This is a genomic window from Lewinellaceae bacterium (assembly GCA_020636135.1).
Classification (GTDB): domain Bacteria; phylum Bacteroidota; class Bacteroidia; order Chitinophagales; family Saprospiraceae; genus JAGQXC01.
On sequence record JACJYK010000004.1, the window covers coordinates 42,536 to 60,983 of the forward strand.

At 46.9% G+C, this 18,448-nt stretch carries 15 protein-coding genes; 7 read left to right on the plus strand and 8 right to left on the minus strand.

Translation table 11 applies throughout. The features are described 5' to 3' along the window. Positions 1-57: 57 nt before the first annotated feature. From H6570_22120 to H6570_22150, 7 genes are all read right to left on the minus strand, one after another. Complete coding sequence (locus H6570_22120; protein ID MCB9321994.1) at positions 58-882, minus strand: MBL fold metallo-hydrolase; 825 nt, start codon at positions 880-882, stop codon at positions 58-60. Further along, positions 879-1,277 (minus strand): hypothetical protein, encoded by a 399-nt coding sequence (locus H6570_22125; GenBank protein ID MCB9321995.1) that lies wholly within the window; start codon positions 1,275-1,277, stop codon positions 879-881. Before H6570_22125 ends, H6570_22120 begins: the two co-directional genes overlap by 4 nt. A 180-nt stretch (positions 1,278-1,457) precedes the next feature. Further along, positions 1,458-2,477, minus strand: a complete 1,020-nt coding sequence (locus H6570_22130) for an alpha/beta hydrolase (protein ID MCB9321996.1) — start codon at positions 2,475-2,477, stop codon at positions 1,458-1,460. Between the two features lie 8 nt (positions 2,478-2,485). Further along, positions 2,486-3,118, minus strand: coding sequence for a hypothetical protein (locus H6570_22135; protein MCB9321997.1), 633 nt, complete (start codon positions 3,116-3,118; stop codon positions 2,486-2,488). Between the two features lie 67 nt (positions 3,119-3,185). Then, positions 3,186-4,619, minus strand: a complete 1,434-nt coding sequence (locus H6570_22140) for a hypothetical protein (protein MCB9321998.1) — start codon at positions 4,617-4,619, stop codon at positions 3,186-3,188. Between the two features lie 11 nt (positions 4,620-4,630). Next, entirely contained in the window at positions 4,631-5,662 is a 1,032-nt protein-coding gene (locus H6570_22145; GenBank protein ID MCB9321999.1) for a hypothetical protein, read from the minus strand. A 20-nt stretch (positions 5,663-5,682) separates the two neighbouring features. After that, positions 5,683-5,943, minus strand: a complete 261-nt coding sequence (locus tag H6570_22150; protein MCB9322000.1) for a hypothetical protein — start codon at positions 5,941-5,943, stop codon at positions 5,683-5,685. Between the two features lie 403 nt (positions 5,944-6,346). On the opposite strand from H6570_22150, the gene H6570_22155 reads away from it, so the two are divergent. From H6570_22155 to H6570_22185, 7 genes are all read left to right on the plus strand, one after another. Then, positions 6,347-11,377, plus strand: coding sequence for an AAA family ATPase (locus H6570_22155; GenBank protein ID MCB9322001.1), 5,031 nt, complete (start codon positions 6,347-6,349; stop codon positions 11,375-11,377). A 215-nt stretch (positions 11,378-11,592) separates the two neighbouring features. Continuing rightward, positions 11,593-12,063 (plus strand): RDD family protein, encoded by a 471-nt coding sequence (locus H6570_22160; GenBank protein MCB9322002.1) that lies wholly within the window; start codon positions 11,593-11,595, stop codon positions 12,061-12,063. Positions 12,064-12,138: 75 nt separating this feature from the next. Then, entirely contained in the window at positions 12,139-13,524 is a 1,386-nt protein-coding gene (locus tag H6570_22165) for a glycoside hydrolase family 27 protein (protein MCB9322003.1), read from the plus strand. A gap of 103 nt (positions 13,525-13,627) precedes the next feature. Beyond that, a complete protein-coding gene (locus H6570_22170) occupies positions 13,628-14,020 on the plus strand; it encodes a hypothetical protein (protein MCB9322004.1) in 393 nt (130 codons plus the stop codon). 1 nt (position 14,021) lies between these two features. Continuing rightward, positions 14,022-14,228, plus strand: coding sequence for a helix-turn-helix transcriptional regulator (locus H6570_22175; GenBank protein ID MCB9322005.1), 207 nt, complete (start codon positions 14,022-14,024; stop codon positions 14,226-14,228). 100 nt (positions 14,229-14,328) lie between these two features. Beyond that, positions 14,329-14,949, plus strand: a complete 621-nt coding sequence (locus H6570_22180; protein MCB9322006.1) for a class I SAM-dependent methyltransferase — start codon at positions 14,329-14,331, stop codon at positions 14,947-14,949. Between the two features lie 142 nt (positions 14,950-15,091). Continuing rightward, on the plus strand, positions 15,092-15,865 hold the full coding sequence (locus tag H6570_22185; protein ID MCB9322007.1) for a hypothetical protein: 774 nt from the start codon (positions 15,092-15,094) through the stop codon (positions 15,863-15,865). 54 nt (positions 15,866-15,919) lie between these two features. On the opposite strand, the gene H6570_22190 is transcribed toward H6570_22185, so the two are convergent. After that, complete coding sequence (locus H6570_22190; GenBank protein ID MCB9322008.1) at positions 15,920-18,385, minus strand: CHAT domain-containing protein; 2,466 nt, start codon at positions 18,383-18,385, stop codon at positions 15,920-15,922. Positions 18,386-18,448: the final 63 nt, after the last annotated feature.

An 18,448-nucleotide genomic window follows, 5' to 3' on the forward strand; every position in this document is an offset into this window, starting at 1 on the left:
TGGTACTAAAACATAAATCCATTACAATCATCCCGTAAAGCTGCGCTGAACGCAATCTTAAACAGGATAAGTCATTCCGCCGCGGGCAATGTCCAGCGAGATTGCTGCCGATGCGCTCATCTTTTCGACCTGGGCATCCAGGAAATCATCACTGTGTTCCGGATCGTGATGAAAGAGGAGCATCTTTTTCACACGGCCGATCTGAGCCACCGCGCATGCCTGCTGGAAGGAGCTATGCCCCCAACCGATACGCTGCTCATATTCCTCACTGGTGTATTGGGCATCATGGATAAGTAGGTCAGAATCCAATAACAGATTGTAGCCTGACAACCATCTGTTGTCCGGAAGTTTCTCTTGCCCCAGCATCGGTTCGTGGTCCGGCAGATAGGTAAGGGCTTTCCCCCCGGCGGTAACCCTAAAGCCAAGTGTGGGTCCCGGATGAACCACATATTCGCAATCAATCGAAAAATCACCAATGGTAAATGAGCTCTGTTTTATTTCATGGAGCACCATTTTGCAGGAAATATCCCGCAACGGCAATGGAAAAAATGGTGGTGACAAATACCGGTTAATCCGTTCCCGCAGCGGGGCATCGCGGCTGTAAGGGCCCCAGATATGTACTTCATTTTCAGCATTGAAGAGCGGTCTGAAAAAACCGAGTCCAAGGATGTGATCCATGTGCAGGTGGGTAAGCAGTATATGGATGCGTTTATCTGCACTTATCCGGTCCGCATCAACCTCCAGGATTCCGGTGCCGGCATCGAGAATGATCCGTTCCTCACCATAAGCCACCTCTACACAGGGCGTTTGGCCTCCGTATTTGAGCGTATCCTCCTGTGAGGTAGGATAGGATCCGCGGGCTCCGTGCACCAGGACTTTCATACGTCCTGGGGATGGGTCCAGAAAATGGCCAGAGCGCCGGAAAATTCATTGGAACGACCGATGATCGGTACGGAAGTAACCGAAATATTGTGGAGCTTGTGATCCAGTCCATTGATCCAGAATGAGCCGTGGGCTGCCTTTTGGGTGGTCAGTGTTTCCACCAGAGGCAGCTGGTCCGGAGGCAGGTCCCGTCCGTGATCATCACATGGTTTGAAGATGGTGGACCACTCTTCTACCGGCATAACTCCGGTGTCCTCAAAGCGTCGGCCCAGGATGGACTCTGCCGGATGATTGTAAAACAACAAGGTTCCTTTCGGATCTACAATGAAGACCGGGGTATCCAAACAATCGGCTAGTTGCCTGCTCAAAATGATCTCAACTCCATATCCATTCATTGCAATGAGGTATTGTTGGATAACTTATTCTTGGTGCCGAAACTAATGACAATCTGGTCCAAAGGTACTCCGCATCACCAGACGTTAGCTCTCACTATCAGAAAAGATACTAAAATTATATGATGTAAGTTGGAATTATCAGGACAACAAAACCTTCCCGGTTACTTGAATACCACTTGATTATTTATGGTTCTCCATAAACTGTGCCACCTGCTCAACGAAATGTTCAGGCTCTGTATAAAAGGGATGATGCATTGAACGATTAAATATCTCCAATTCTTTCGAAGATGATCCAATGTTAAGTGCAGCCCATACACCCATCCCGGCTGGCACACTCAGATCGTATTTTCCATAAATAAATAAAGCTGGAATCGTGATGGAATTCAGGCGATTGGACAACGACAGATCCTCCGCTATGGCAGCCCGCACCGGTTGATTGAAGTAGTTGGATACCAGCCAGTTAACCGGATTGTTGATCACGATTGCGTTGCGAAGCCGGTCCTTTGGGCGATCTGCGGTGATAACACCCGTGGAAGTCAGCAGATCCATGGCCTCTCCTGCTATCTTGAGGATCTCATCATAATCCTGGTCGGGATCCAATGGTATCAGCCGGTTGATCAGATTATTCCAGCTGCCCGGGTCATTTCCGGCATTGATCTGCTCATCGCATATCAGTAACGTCGATTCTTTTCTGGTCTGTTTGATGAATGGAAAATCAAGGGCTCCGTCGACACAGATCCAGCCTGCCAGTTCGGATTGCAATCCACTATTCACCATGCTGGAAAGGGTTATCATCCCACCCAGGCTGTGGCCCATCAGGAAATAGGATTTATCGGTACCATATTGATGCTTCAACACCCGGATCAGTGCTGCCACATCATCACCCATCAGCCGGATGACATCGTCCGGTTTGGGATAATGCCCTTCGGACATGCTTTGACCGCGCTGGTCAAAATAAACGACGGTGAACAGTTTTTCGAGCACAGATTTAAACAAATCTTCCCGGAATGAAAGCCCGAAACTGCCAGCACCGTGAACAATGACCAGGACGGCATCACTTGACAGATTCCCATGGACATACGCCGGCATGTCGGCTCCCTGATGGCGCACATAAATGGTTTCATCCACCCGGCCATCCTCAGTCTTTCCACACGAAAAGAAAATAACCACGAAATACAAAAAGACCAGTTTGTGAATCATACCATTCATTAGCGTAAGGGTAAACGATACCCCAGATTTACATTGAATAAAAACTGTACATAGGTATTGTAGGGCAATAAAGCCATCAATTCCAGTCTGGCATACCATCCACTGCCCGGTAGCTTGCGGTAATACTGTCCCACCCCCCATGATACCGAAGGCGCGTAATACCAGTTTCCGGGGAATTTCACCTGCTCCACGTTACCTGCATCGGTGACCGAATATGTCTCCGGTAAGATCGACCGGTAAATGCCCAATGGATTAAATCCGGTCTGGGTATAAAACATTTTGTCTTTATACTTTCTGCGCGTTGTCCCTACCTGTAAAAAGGAGGCTCCGTGACTGCCGGGATCCAGATAATAACCCAGGTCACCGGTAAACCATTTTTCTACGGTAAAATCATGGTCATTGCGGCTCTTGTCCATGGTCACACACTGGCGGTCGGCTCCTACCTGGATACCCGGATTCCATAAATTATTACTATAATATCCGGCATGGAGAGACCAGGGGTGCGGGAAGCCCTGTGCCTTGCCAATACCGGGTAGGAACAACATGAGGATAACAAACAAGACACCTATCAGAGGTAATGAACCTGCAAGTTGATATTTCTTTGCCCTATGGATATGAATGATTCCCTTCAACTTCTGCCATTTGATCGTTTTAGGGCGTTATACAACGAATTATCCCTTGCAAATAAGGTACCAGGAATTACCTGGCCCGGCTCAGGCTGAATATAAAGTCGGAATTGAACGCCGTACTGTCGCGGCCATAAGGATAAAAACGTGCACTCTTGTGGCAATCCATACAGGAGGCTGTATTTTGGAAATACGTTTCCATCACCGGATTTCCCAATTTGGCAGGCTGATAGTCTGCTCCATGGGTAAAAAAATCGGTGACCAGGGGCCATTGGGCACCGACCAGCTGGTAATTAAGCCAGACGGAATTAGGATCGGCCTTGCGGATACGCTCATGAAAGAGTTGATTGGTTTTCAAAGCACTCGCATAGATCGGCCTGGACCGAACGACCTGGATAGGAATCTTCTCATATAGATGGGTAATCAGATTATAGGGACTCGGTGTATTGTATCTGGCCGAATCAGGTTCCAACTCATTGAAATAGGTATAATCCACTTCATGGTCCAGGATAGCCATCCCGTTGCTGTCCAGCTCTGGCACATTGTTGATGTGTTCAAAAGTAGCCCATCCCCATTGCGTCGCTTCGGCAATTTTATGCATAAAATGCAGCCCTACCAGGCCAATCTTCACCATGGTCCCGTTTTCAAGGGTCAACTCCCGGGTATGGAAGGTCGATGCATCATCGGATGCTGCCAAACGCTTCCATGCGGACTTGATGATAATAGCTCCCTCCCCTTTCTCAAAATAGAAGACCGTATCCCTGGTTTTGTTAGTTTGGATCGAATCTTTGACATTCCCAACCGGGAAATAGGCACGCTCGAAGGTGCGCTCAATATTGGCGGTATCCCCTTTGATGACCATATACAGCCCTTTCGTAAAATCCGGATAATTCTTCACAAAATTCTGCTGGCCCGCTTCTGAATACAGTCCGGAGCTTCGAATATAGTCGTAGGCTACCCGGTTGTACGTGATCTGATATTGTGTTAAAATACTATCCTGATCAATTAATGGGATGTCATCCGCATCAACACGGGTAAAATCCGGATCCTTACCACTGTAATGCAATAAATGCGGGTCACGGAGATGCACAGGAACGCCATTCTTATCTACGGAATCAGGCCAGGGCAAGGGCTCTTCACCATTTGGTCGGTAAATATGAGGACCCGGGATCCAGTGTTCCCAGACGGTAGTAGCCTCTCCATTGCCAAGACAATGCAGGCTATCTGGACTACCATCAGGAAGTGCCGGCCAGTTCATAGCGATAAATGTCTCCCAGGCATAGTGATCCGCTCTGCGTTGCAGATAAACGATAAGGCTGTCGGGATTGTCCGAATGTGGGATCTGGCTGACCTGGGGCAGGTCTATACTACCCCGAATGGCATAGGGGCGTACGCCAAGGGGACAACTGTCCGGGGTGACCATATCCCCATTAGGAGTTTGCCCTGGTTGGCAGCCCATGAGCAGGATCAGTAAGCTGATCCACAGGATATCCGGTAATCGTAACACAGTCAATAGTTTTATGGTTTGGAATAGGTGATGAGGTGCAGGGTTTTACGTTTGGCAAATCCAAAGTAAGCTTTCAATTCCGGGAATACATCCGGTACATAGACCAATTTAAGGTGTGAAAATATCGGTTGTAACGGACCATCCTGCTGTCCGTCCAGTTGTGACATAAAGCGCATCAAGGCATCGTACTGGCTGGTCTCAGCATGGTTCTCCTCAGCCCATTCCTGCAGGTAATCCTTGGCGGCATCGACTGTTTTGAAATACGCTTCCAAGCCCAGTTTTGGTCCGATCGTTCGTCCCAGGTCGACATTTAAAGCCATCCTGGCTCCTGCATTCTCCAATGCGTCCCAGCATTTCCACAAATCCTCCCTGTCCAGAGCCTGATACGACATCCCTTGTAAAAACCCGGTCGCTGCCTGTCTGGAAATATCCTGAATAAAGACGCGAAATCCGGATTGTTGGCGCGCCTGCATGATACCCACCTGGGCTATCCAGGATGGGTCCTGAAGGAGATACTTCGCCCGGAACAACTGCTGTAAAGCAGGCTTAAACTTCGATAGCTGCCCATCGGAAGTGAGCGACACCAGATGGGCCAGTAGATCTGCCAAAGCTAGCGGAGAGGCATTCTCCACCGGTCCGATGAAAAAATTAAACGGAGTGTCCGGCAAGCTCAGGTGTTCCTGATCGATCTCAAACCAGATGTTTTTGACCCCTTCATGAAGAATGGACCGCTTATCCTGCCAGGCATCGATTACCGGACGAAATGTCTCCGGGAAGGAGACCTGTCCTTCTACTCCTGGACGAGCTACCAGCTGCTCAGGCTCGTGGACACAAGCTAAAAAATCAACCCCGTGGATGGTATTAAAGGGCCTTAATTCAAACCCCCAGTTGGAGGAGAACAAAGCAGGCAGGTGTCTGGTCACACGCACCAGATTCTCAATGGTTTGATCAGAGACCAGCTCACTGCAATATTTCCTCGTATAATAGTCTATTACGTCAGCAAAGGCGTTAACACCCAGTTGCTTGTCGGGTATGATGAGCATGGTGGGGAATAAAAATTGACCTAGGAATTCTTATTCCAGTATGCCTCATTTTCCGCTTCCGATTTGTGCCAGTATGCTTTGTTTTGGTTATCCTGGTACATCGAATATAATTTCTCCAATTCCGCAACATCAGAAGCTGAAAGATTACTCGGAGGGGGCATATCGAATTTCACAATATCCCGGGCCACTTTTATAGTGGTGTTCAGCACATTGGCACTGAACTGGCCTTTAAGATCCGCAGGGACTACATCCCCAATGGTCATATTAGATAGATCCGCCATGGTTCTTTGGTTTAATGATGATCTATCAATATACAATTTTATTAACATAAATCAGGCTGGAGACACCAAATTATTCGCAGGCAGGATCATCCGTGCCAACTTCCCGAAATATCCTTCGGACCAGCATGGGGAAATGTTGCACAGGATTTACGTTAAATTATAGTATCTTGGTTTACCTCTATCCTGCTTTGTTAGAAGCGGGCGAAACCAGAAAATGCCGAAGCCGTTGTTACCGGCACAGATGAACGCCCGGGTTTGAATGACCTTGGAATATACGGCATGTACAATCTGGAACTCAGATACAAATTATACATTCTCAACAATTTGGCATTTCCAGGCCAACAGTGCACAACCGATTTATCCCGAAAGGATCAGAACCTGATTGAACTGCAAAATGGGAACGGTGAGCAAGATTGAATTCATACATCAAAGTGCCAGGTCACAGGTATTCTTTGAATTCGATCATTCGAACTCGAACCCGCTTGTTTGGAAAGTTCCCCAACTGGATCCCGGCGTGCATGCCCTGCTGGCCAACGAATACGATATTGCCTCCCGCATTAACTTCAGCGGTGTACGCACTCCTATCCGCAAAGGTGTATTTCAGGGGAGGGATGGGTATTGTTATACGTACTTCCACGGTGAGCCATTAGCGGTCAGTAAAATTGCAGAAGAAGATTTTATCCCCCTGGCCCTGCAGATGGTTGCACTCCTGGAAAGACTCCATGAGCAGGGCATTTGCCATCAATCCATAGCCCCCGGGAATCTCATCTTCGACCCGGACTCAGGGCAGGTCCGATTCATCGACCTTAGTTTTGCCGGTCCGCCCACAATGGCATCCGAGCTGGAGGTCACCTCTAAACGCGACGAGATCCGATTCATCGCACCGGAGCGTCTGAATGCGTTATCCGCGGTACCCGATCATCGTGCTGATCTTTATTCACTTGGTATGGTCTTCTACTCCCTGTTAACCGGAGATTATGCTTATTCAGCCACCAATCCGGTTGATCTCATCGATGAAATCCTATCCAAGCCTATCCATTTCCCTAAATCAGATATCTCGCAGCCCCTCATTGAAATGGTCGGGCGATTACTCCACAGGGATCCCCATAAACGTTATCAATCCTGCTACAGTTTATGGTATGACCTGGATTTGATCCAAAAAAATGGAAAGGCGGGATCTGATCACTCAATTATCCTGGGCACGCAGGACGGAAAAAGCATTTTTCACATACCCGACCGTCTCTATGGACATCAGTCAAAATTAGACCAGCTTTGCACCGATTTTCTCCACGCAGACCGGGCGAATCTCAATATCATCAGTCTGAAAGGCGAAGCGGGGATTGGCAAACAATCCTTTGTTAACCATTTTAAATCGTTCCTGAATCAGGAGCAGATCATACTGATAGAAGGAGCAAGTAATCGCTCTACATTCAGACAACCGCAAGCCGGACTCATTGAGGCATTAAGTCAGCTGGGCGAATTCCTTTTAACGGAATCACGTGAAAATCTGGAATCCTGGAAAGCCATTTTCCTTTCCATCACCGATAAGATCGGCACCTCTTTTTTTACCAACATTGCTTCTTTCGAATGGATATTTACAGGCAATGAAAATCCGCCGGATCAAAATAATCTGGACCTCGACAGCACTGAAATCCTGGTAAAAATATTCGAGGGTATTTCCATCGCCGGCATCCCACTCCTGATTCATCTTAGTGGCTTTCACGAAACAGATAAAGCGACCTGCGACACCTTAAGAGCGCTGGCATCTTCCCCTCAAATTCATGATCTGACTTTTATCGTCTCCTTTGAACCCGGGCATGAGCAAACTGCTTACCAGGAACAGTTTTGGCAGGAATCCGAAATGAAAGACCTGATCCTGGCGGCTATTACGCTGGAAGCCTGGACCGCGAATGATGTACAGGAGCTTACCACGAGTCTGTTTCACCAACGTCCTTCCGCTGACTTTGCCAATCTGATGTACCGCAAGACACTGGGGCATCCCTATTTTATTTTCCAGCTATTGCAAACCATCCAAAAAAGAAAACTCGTTTCATTCAATTATCGCAAAGACCAATGGGAATTTAAATGGGACGAAATTTCAGCGATTGAAGTAAGTCAAAATGTCAATAAAGATCAACAACGAAAAATAGAAGGATATACGAGTAAGCTTCAATCGGTACTTTCCTATGCCGCATGCATTGGTCGTGATTTTGAAGTTTCAATTCTTGAACACCTCCTTCAAGAGTCGCCTGCTGAAGTCACTTCCCACCTGGAAATACTTGTAGCGGAGGCGATCCTGGAAACCAATAAACATGGTTATTATTCTTTCACCAGTCCGCATATCTACAAATACGTACTGGAGTCCATCCCGGCAACTGATAAAGCAAAAATCCACCATAAAATTGCCAGTTTTCTGGAGCTCAACGGTCCACAAAATCTTACTTTGGAAAAATCACTGGCTAAAGCATACCACTACAACAAAATTGCTCCGGATGTTTTACAACAAAATAAATCCAGTGTAAAAAATGCTAATTACGAAGCTGCCGACCTGGCCCGGAAAGCGTCATTTTTTACCTTGTCCTGCGATCACTTTAATAAAGTGATTGCCCTGATTGATGAGGATGATTGGCAAAATAATTACGAAGAAACCTTGAAATTATTTCACTCTGGCGGAGAGGTTGCCATGGTGGCCAACCAACATACGCAGGGAGATGAATGGCTGCAAACATCGCTCGACAGAGCCAAGAATGTTATTGACCGAATACCTGCTTATGATATCAAGCTCGACTATTTTTCCCAAAAACATCAATTTGACGAGACCATCAACCTGTTGCTTGAAGTAGTTGAAGAATTGGGCTATCCGATCAAAAGGAACCCTGGCAAGGCAACCATTATGAAGGAGTTTGCCCGCGTATTGTGGTTATTGCGCGGTAAAAAAATTACTGATTTGCTGGATCTGCCTCCCATGGAAAACCCTCATGCCTATTCGTTCACAAAACTCATGGTCAAATCTGCAACCAGTGTGTTTGGCTCTGCTCCGGACATCCTTCCAGTCGTTTCTTTCCGGGAAATGCAATTATCCCTAAGATATGGTAACTGTAAATATTCACCCTACGTTTACACTTCGTTTGGATTTGCCCTCAGCACATTCATGAAGCAAATTAAAAAAGGGTATGAATTTGGGAAAATGGCTTTAGAACTGGTCAATAAATTAAAAGCAGACGAAGTAAGAGCCAGAGTCATGGTCATTTTCCATGGCTTCTTATCCTATTGGCGTGAACCGCTGAGAAATTCACTTGAGCCTTTACTAGAGGCCTATCAGTTCGCTAAAAAAATGGGTGATTTGCTTTATGCCAGTTTTGGTCTTTATTACAATTCTGCACTGCGGTTCTACACCGGGCAATATTTACCTCAGGTATTTGAAAATCAATCCAACATCCTAAAAGAGATCCGGGAAATGAATCAGGATCTGGTCTACCTGATAAGTGCCATAGAAAATCAAATGGTACACAATCTGATCGAGGTCCAGGATGACCCTTTAACATACCGATACAATGGTTTTGATCAGGAAAAGATGTTTGAGAAACTGGATGAAATCCAGGACCAGGCAAGTAAGTTCGATTATTACCACGGCAAATTATTACTGGCCTGCATATTCAACAATTATTCGGAAGGCATCAAATTTATTGACCTGGCAAATAAATACTGTGATGAAGCCAGCTCACGCCAAATCACCTATCCGACCTTTGTACTCGTCAACACCCTCGCCAGTTACCAACACTTACCATTATCCAAAGTACCTGATGAGGTAAATAAAAGACTGAAGGATCTTAAAAGCCTGGAGAAAACCATGCAGCTATTTGCCATAAACGCGCCTAACAATTTTCAGGGCATGTTGTATTTCATTCAGGCTTGCCGGTTACAGTATCATGGAAAACAAGATGCAGCCATAAAGCAATATCTGGCCTCGATTGAACACGCCAAAAAAGAACAGTTTATTCATCTGGAAGCCTTATTCCGAGAGCAACTGGCGCTCTATTATATACAAACCGGTAAAATGGAGTTTGGCGAAATGATGCTTAAAAAATCATTTTCATGTTATAAAACCTGGGGTGCCCGAGCGAAATTAAATGACCTGATCCATAAACACCCGGCTATCCTGAGGGATGAATCCAGTGTAGTGCAACAAAATGACGCATTCAGTTACCAGAATGTGCGCGATATGAATACCATCATTGCCAGCAATAAAGCACTCGCATCCGAAAATTCGGTTGAGGGTTTATTGAATGTGATGATACGAATCATACGTGAAAATGCCAGTACCACCTATGCGGCCATTTGCCTCAGGAACGACGCGGGAGTATTCGAGCTTCGCGCATCCATACGCGACGAGGATTTGCTCTCGCCTAAGGAAAATTCCACTGCACAATGGGAAACACTACCCCAAAAAGTGATCCTTTATGTTGCCCGGACCAAAAAAAAATATGCGGCAGCGAACCTATCCCTGGCCCAACAATTTACTTCAGATCCCTATATCCGGAAATACCGGCCACTGTCTACTTTGTGCATCCCTCTGATCGTGAATAATCAACCGGAAGGGGTCGTGTATCTGGAAAATAATCTGCAGGAAAACCTTTTTAATCACGAGCGGGTAGAATTTTTCAGCACCATCTGCGCCCAGCTGGAAGTTTCCCTGGACAATATCCTGGTTTATACCCATCTGGAAGACAAAGTGCAGGAGCGCACACGAGACCTGGATCGCGTCAACCGTGAATTACAAAGCGCAAAAGATGAAACCGACCAACTGTTGCGTAATATACTCCCCCAGGAAACCGCTGACGAATTGCGCCGGTTCGGTCAAACGACAGCGAAACGCTTTCCAAATGTGTCTGTGCTGTTTTCGGATATCATGAATTTCACCAAGATCTCGGAAACATTAAGTCCTTCAGAGCTGGTATCTGACCTGGATTATTATTTCAAGCAATTTGATGAGATCTGCCTCCGGAACGGTTTGGAAAAGATAAAAACCATCGGGGATGCTTACCTGGCTGCCGGCGGCATTCCGGAAAGCAACCGCGCGGGTGCCATCGAAGTTGTGCGGGCCGCTCTGGAAATGCAGCAACTGGTACTGCAATTAAAAGAATCGCGGCAGAAGGAACAGCGGAATTTTTACGAGATGCGCATTGGTGTTCATACCGGACCTGTCGTTGCCGGCGTGGTGGGGCTAAGTAAGTTCCAGTACGACATTTGGGGCGATACGGTAAATATGGCTGCCCGCCTACAGGAAACCGCAACGGCTGGGCGGGTGAATGTATCTGAAGAAACCCATGCATTGATCAGGGATCACTTTAATTGCGAATACCGCGGCATGGTAGAAGCAAAAAACAAAGGTGCCATACCCATGTATTTTGTGATCGATGAAAAAACGACCTGATCCTATCATCATCACCTTTACGGCATACGATTACAATAGAATGTACACTGGAATAATTTTTTGCTGCTAAGCCATTTCACTTTGGTCGTTACTTCGTGAATATATTCACCATTGGCATAGGTAAACCAACCCTAACCAGTTTACTCTCTATCAGATTGATTACTTTAGTCACATTCAATTACTTCACTTATTACTTATCTTCTAAATACCGTAACATGGACAACCTTATTTTAGACCAGCAAGCTACTGACTGGGAGAATCCCGAAAGATATGTGGCAAATAAAGGAACACGATTCCTGAATTTCCTGATCGACCGCATGGTCATTTTTGGCATTTATGTTATCCTGTTCTCTATTTTATTTGCACGTGAAAATCTTTTCCAGGAGGACAATTCTATGCTGCTGGGAATACTGTGGATCAGTTTTTACTTCTCTACTTTTTTTTATTACAGCATCACTGAAGCCGTCTGGGGAAAATCAGTTGGCAAAATGCTGACCCGGACTAAAATAGTCACCACCTCCGGCAAGCGGCCGGAATTAATGACCATTTTGGGGCGGTCACTTTGCCGTTACATCCCATTCGAGCCCTTTTCAGTGTTATTCAGTGATTTTCCCAGGGGCTGGCACGATTCCATCCCGCGGATTTTGGTGGTTGATGACCGTTACCCGTCCGAGGATTCCTGGTAATTTGGTGGATCCATTCGCATATTGACTCCGGTTGCCTGTAAAGCACTTTTGGGCGCAATTGGTTATCTTAACCGGATGAAAAGGCGTTATTTTCCATGGGTATCCATACTGATCGGATTTATCTTTTGGAGTGTTAGCTGCTCGACTCCGGATAAGGATCAAATTACTGTTGCTGGCGGGACTTTCAAATCCTGGGCTCCTACTCCACCAATGGGCTGGAACAGCTGGGAATGCTATGGGCCTACCGTACGTGAAGAGGAGGTTAAAGCCAATGCCGATTATATGGCGGCAAATCTAGCCTCCTTTGGGTGGCAATACATCGTTGTGGATATCCGGTGGTTTGTGGAGAATACCAAAGCCGGTGGCTACAATCAGACGGATCCCCGCTATGTCATTGATATGTATGGACGCTACCTTCCTGCCGTGAACCGGTTTCCAACGGCCGCAGACGGGCAGGGCTTCACCAATCTGGCTGGATACATTCACGATAAGGGATTAAAGTTCGGGATCCACATCATGCGAGGTGTCCCGAAAATTGACGTTGAAAAGAAAATGCCCATCCTGGGGACCGAAGGGATCACTGCCGATCAGATCTATTCACCGGAAATGCAATGCGAGTGGCTCCGTGACAATTATACCATCGTGGCCAGCCAGCCCGGAGCCCAGGAATATTATAACTCCATTTTTAACCTTTACGCCCAGTGGGGTGTCGATTTTGTAAAAGTGGATGATATTGCCCGACCTTACCACCAGGAGGAAATTGAACTGATCCGTCATGCCATCGATCAGTGTGGCCGCCCCATCGTACTCAGCCTGTCACCGGGTGCAACACCGCTCACAGCAGCAGAACATGTACGGAATCATGCCAATATGTGGCGCATGGTCGACGACGTCTGGGACACCTGGCCTCACATTCTTCACCTGATGGACGTTGCTCCACCATGGTACCCGTATATCGAGCCAGGGACCTGGCCGGATTGTGATATGATCCCATTAGGCAGGATATCCATCCGTGGTGAGCGGGGACCGGACCGGCAGACCCGCCTGACTCCCGACGAGCAGAACACTCTGATGACATTGTTCACCATATCCAAATCTCCCCTGTTCTTTGGAGGAGACCTTCCCTCCAACGACCCGTTTACCATATCCCTTTTGACCAACGAAGCCGTTCTTAAAATGCACCGGGAATGTACCGGGGTCCGTAAACTCTCCGGGCAGGATAGCACCCTGGTGATCTCCGCACGTAATCCCAACGATAACACTTACTATCTGGCTCTTTTCAACTTAAGCGGAACCGAAAATGTGGTCCAGGCCGATCTGTCCCTTGCAGGAATGGCTGATTCATGCCACATCACCAATCTGTGGACCGGCGAGGACATTGGGATGTGGGCAACCACATACGAGGAATCTCTGGCACCCCATGCGAGTGGGCTCTATCAGCTGACACCCTCCGATCACTGATACCAATTAAATCAAACAAGGTCGTATATTCTTATCATTTAGTCTATTATTCTTTACATTTTGTCATGATCAGATATCTTTGCCTAAACAAAACAAAACCAGTATGTATGGCAAAACCAGATTGCGAAAGAAACAAACCAGGGCAACCGCACTGCTCTGGGGAGCAATTTACCTTATTTGTTTGCTGGTTATCAGACAGGTCGAGCTGCCAACCAAGGCAGGCATTGGAATATCCCTGGTACCCGTCATTTTCTTTTTTATTTTCCTCATCACCATCATCCGTGAAGTCGCTTCGATGGATGAATTACAACGGAAGATTCAGACTGAGGCCGTGATCGTCGCCTTTCTGCTGGGCTTATTGCTCCTGATGACATTAGGCATGCTGGACCAGGTCATACCTTTGGACCAGAAGCATTGGGGTTATCTGGATATGGTTCCTTTTATGGGATTATTCTATGCCATTGGTTGGTGGAGAGCCCATCGTAAATACAGTTAATATGCAGAACAGTATCAAGGTAGAACGAGCCAGGAAAAACTGGACCCAGGCAGAACTTGCGGTGCGTATCGGGATTTCCAGGCAGGCTGTAAATGCAATTGAATCGGGTAAATTTGTACCATCTACCCTGCTTGCTCTGAAAATGGCCCACGTCTTCGGGACACCGGTGGAGTCTGTCTTCAAACTGGAGACCGATGACTGGAAATAATGGCGACTGAAGTTGTTTTCCGGAATAATTAAAATCCTTTCTTCACCCTGAAACGTTACTATCCTTATTCAATGCAACTGGAATAACATAGCGCCTGTAGATGGGATTGTACAACAAATATCTGCTTCCCTATCTGGTAGATTCCATCTGTCGCCACCAGATCGTGACCTCCCAGCGCCTGAAGGTTGTCCCTTATGCCAGTGGTCAGGTGCTTGAAGTTGGGGCGGGGTCCGGTTTGAATCTACTGCACTATAACCCGGATAAAGTCCATAAAGTGATCGCTCTGGATCCGGCCATCGAAATCTGGAACAGGTGTACAGTCGAACTGGACCAACTGGGGTTTCCGGTGGAATACCTCCAATGCAGTGCAGAAACCCTCCCCTTCGAATCGGATACCTTTGATTCCATCGTATCTACCTTCTCCTTATGCTCCATTCCGGACATCGACCGGGCACTCCGGGAAATGGTACGGGTCTTAAAGCCAACCGGTGCTTTTTACTTTTCAGAACATGGATTATCCCCGGACCCACCGGTATACCAATGGCAGCAACGGCTGAATCCCGTGTGGCAAACTTTCAGCGGTGGATGCCAGATCAATCGCGACATTCCCGGATTACTCACTCAAAATGGTTTCCGCATCGTGCAGCTGGAAACAAATTATTTACCCGGCTGGAAACCTGCCACCTACAATTTCTGGGGCAAAGCTATACCCCTGAAATAATTCAATTTTCCGGCACATCATGGGAATCAATTATTATTAACTACGGAAGGGCAAGTCTTAAATTACTCCAGGAGTAACACAATTTTAAAATCCAGTAAGGTTACCTTTTTCACGCCAGGGCATAATAGATAAACGCAATCGTATGAAAAACGCCAATTTCGTTGCCGCCCTGGCAACAACAGTATTCTTTTTTATTTACGAAAATCCAAGTAAATATCCATACTACCCGGTAAATGATGACTTTTGCCCGGAATATTTCCAATTATTTTCGGCAGAAGAACATGTATTGGGGCATATTACAGGAGGGACATCTTTTGTCGCGAACACCCACACGTTTACCAATCCGCAAAACCCGGAAGAGTCCATGCAGGTTGAAGAAATTCAATATTCATTAGCAGACCCGGATTTATCTTTTACCGCCTACTATAATCCGGGTTATTCCGATATCAGCAACCATGTAAATACCCGGATGATCCTGGATCATTTTTATGTCGAAGGAAATGACCCCGGAAATTATACCCTACAACTGGAGGCTCATGTCATCGCCTTACCGGATGACTGGATAGCCAATCAATACATTGACAAACAAAAGGAAACATACTACACCGGAACGATGTCCGTTCAAAATGGAAGTTCAGTCCACAACGTACACAACATCAAGGTGATGGATGGTGTGGAACGATTCAAATCCTCCACGTATTGGTATCTCAACGGCCCCTATCAGCTTACCGCTCAAAAGGGCCCCACCGCGTACACCTTAAATATGGATGAACCGATCTACTACCGGATACCTGATGCCGTCACCTCTTCCGGAGACATGCGATTTGTGCTGATCCAAAATGTAAAAGTCCTGGAAAATGGCAATATCCGTACCATCGATTATTTATTAAATCCGATCTCCAGGGATAATTATTAGAAATGGATTAATTCAGCCATGATATAACTATAAAAAACCATGATTCAATAAAGCTCAATAAATAATCCACCGGTATTGTTCATCCATCCGCTGATAAGCGGTAATGGCTTTAATTCCTTGGTAACCCTGCTCATCATCGAGTTGATAAATAGGGGCAATAATTAAGTTCGCATTTATAAATGCTTTGGCTATCGATAATACACCGGCCCCAGAAGTAGCCGGCCCGGTGCCAGCGTCACAAATATTCAGAATAATGGTTTTTCCAGCCCAGTTTTCTTTTCCGATCTGCACAATGTTAAGCAGTCCGTCCTGAAACTGAATACCGCTGGAAGCTGGATTGGATTGATTATTGATGCCATGCAAAGCAAAATGGTAAACATCGTAATCAGCACGGTATTTATTAAAATTCCGTATGGTGGCATCCTCTCCGAAAAAGACGCGACTCAGTGGGTATTTTTTCTGCAACCACGTCCCTTCCCGGTAGGTATAGGGCAAATCTGCACCCCGGTGGTCCGACTGAACAAAGCTGAGTAATGGATGATTATCCAGCTTAAGGTCACCCGCTATTGGAGAGCCCACCAGCCTGGAGAGGGTATAACCGTAATAAACAGCATACCGGTCATTAAAATATTTCCCGAAAGGAATTTTTTCAAGATTTCCTTCTGCCAGGAATACGACATTCCCGGTCGCTGAGTCTACCAGGGATCTGATCTCATTGGCCAACAACAAATGTTCAGGCCAGGTTTTTTCATTTTGCTGTGGAATATTCACCTGGCCATACCATTCCTGCCCGGCAGGGGTATTGGCCGGCAAATAAAAATGCCGGACACCTTTTCCATAAATCAGGCCAATGACATCACCTTCAAGGTTGGAAAAAAGAGCCACAACCGTCGCTTTATTGGCGGCATTCCAGCTGGTCACCTCCTGTACAGACACTTCCTTCCGTTGAAAATACATTTCCAGGATCAATGGGTAATTCTTAGCGAGCGAGTCCAGAATGGCATTTTTCTTCCGGTCTGTGGCGTATTCATTGCCTTCCAGTGATTGCTGTGGATTCCAGGTCACGGGGACCAGATTCCGGTTATCGATCAGCTCTTCTACGAACCCTTTGAGGCGTGAATCGTTATCGGTTACCTCTTCCAGGAGATCAAAGTCCTGAAATAACTTCCTGAATCGCATGCGCTCACCATACTTATTCAAAAGCCCGTCATATGCCGTTGTATTTTCACGCTCTGCCACCTGAACCAATATCGCCATCGCCTTGAAATACATTTCATTCAGCAGGTCTACGGCATGCAGTTCATCACCTGAATCCGAATAACGGAAATGTTGCCGGACATAGTCGTCGATGTAGGTATAATGATCCAGGCACGCGTTCAGATATTTTTCATCACTGGTCAACAGGTATTGACCTCCCAGCAAATCCCCCTTCTGTCCCAGATAATAGAGCGCCCATTCGTCCAGGGATGCCTGGCTGGTTGGAGGCGGCTCGATGGAATGGATCAGGGAGCCCAGGGCTGGATTTGTCAAATTCAGCGCCTTATTGATCTCCCGGAGCGCTTGCTGAAAATCCGTCTTGGCCCGGTAGTACTGAAAACACTGGTAGCTGAAATACGCCAGTGACTTCGGGCTGTTTATCGCGTCGGTATCAGCCTGATCCAGGTAGACTTGAGCGGAATCGAGTTTATTCAGGCGTACCAGGTTGTTGATGATCTTCCCATAGATCTCCAGCTTATTCTCCGGAGAAGATGCATAGTTCAGGTTCTCAAGCAGCATCCGGTGGGCTTCTTCATAATGCCGCTGTAAGGACAACAAGGTGCCTTTGATAAGATAGGATTTGGCAATCTGACCCTGATCATGGTATTTTTTCCCGTAATACAGGGCGGAGTCAACCAGGACCAGTGACCATGGAATGTTCCCGCTATTGCCATGGATGATGCTCTCTTCATTGCACACAAAAGCCAACCGCGAATCGTCGCCCATACGTGCAATCAAATTGCGGCAAATCCTGAAGTCCGCCAGGGCATTGTCGTATTCGGACTGGTGCCTTTTCATCGTCCCGTGGTAAGACAGGGCACGCTCCAGCAGATCAAGAGAGTCCGGGAAACTTTGATTCAAGAGATCAATACATTCCTGATAGCAGGTGTCCGCCCGCAGGTATTTCTGATTCACCCGGAATAAATCGGCGAGGCGCTGTTTAGCCCGGATTACGGGCATCGCATGGTAGCCATAAATGGAAATATTTGCGCGCACCGCATGCATAAGCACATCCTCCAGCTCTGCCGGGCTCATCCCCACACTGAATCGTTCCAGGCTAATCCCCGCAATTTCCAGATACAGGCTGCAACCGGTGTTTTCCAGGCTATGGAGCAGATCACGAAACTTCGCCCAGGTAGCTGAAGAGTCGCATACCATCTGCACGAATTGAAAATAGATGGAATCAAGACGCGATTGAATTTCCGGGGTTTGGCGGGAGAGCATCTGATAAGTGACGCAATAATCCCGGGATGGAGTATCCATCAGATTCCAGGTCAGGCCAGGGTCGTAAATACAGCTGGAATCTATAACGTCTGGGGCATGGCT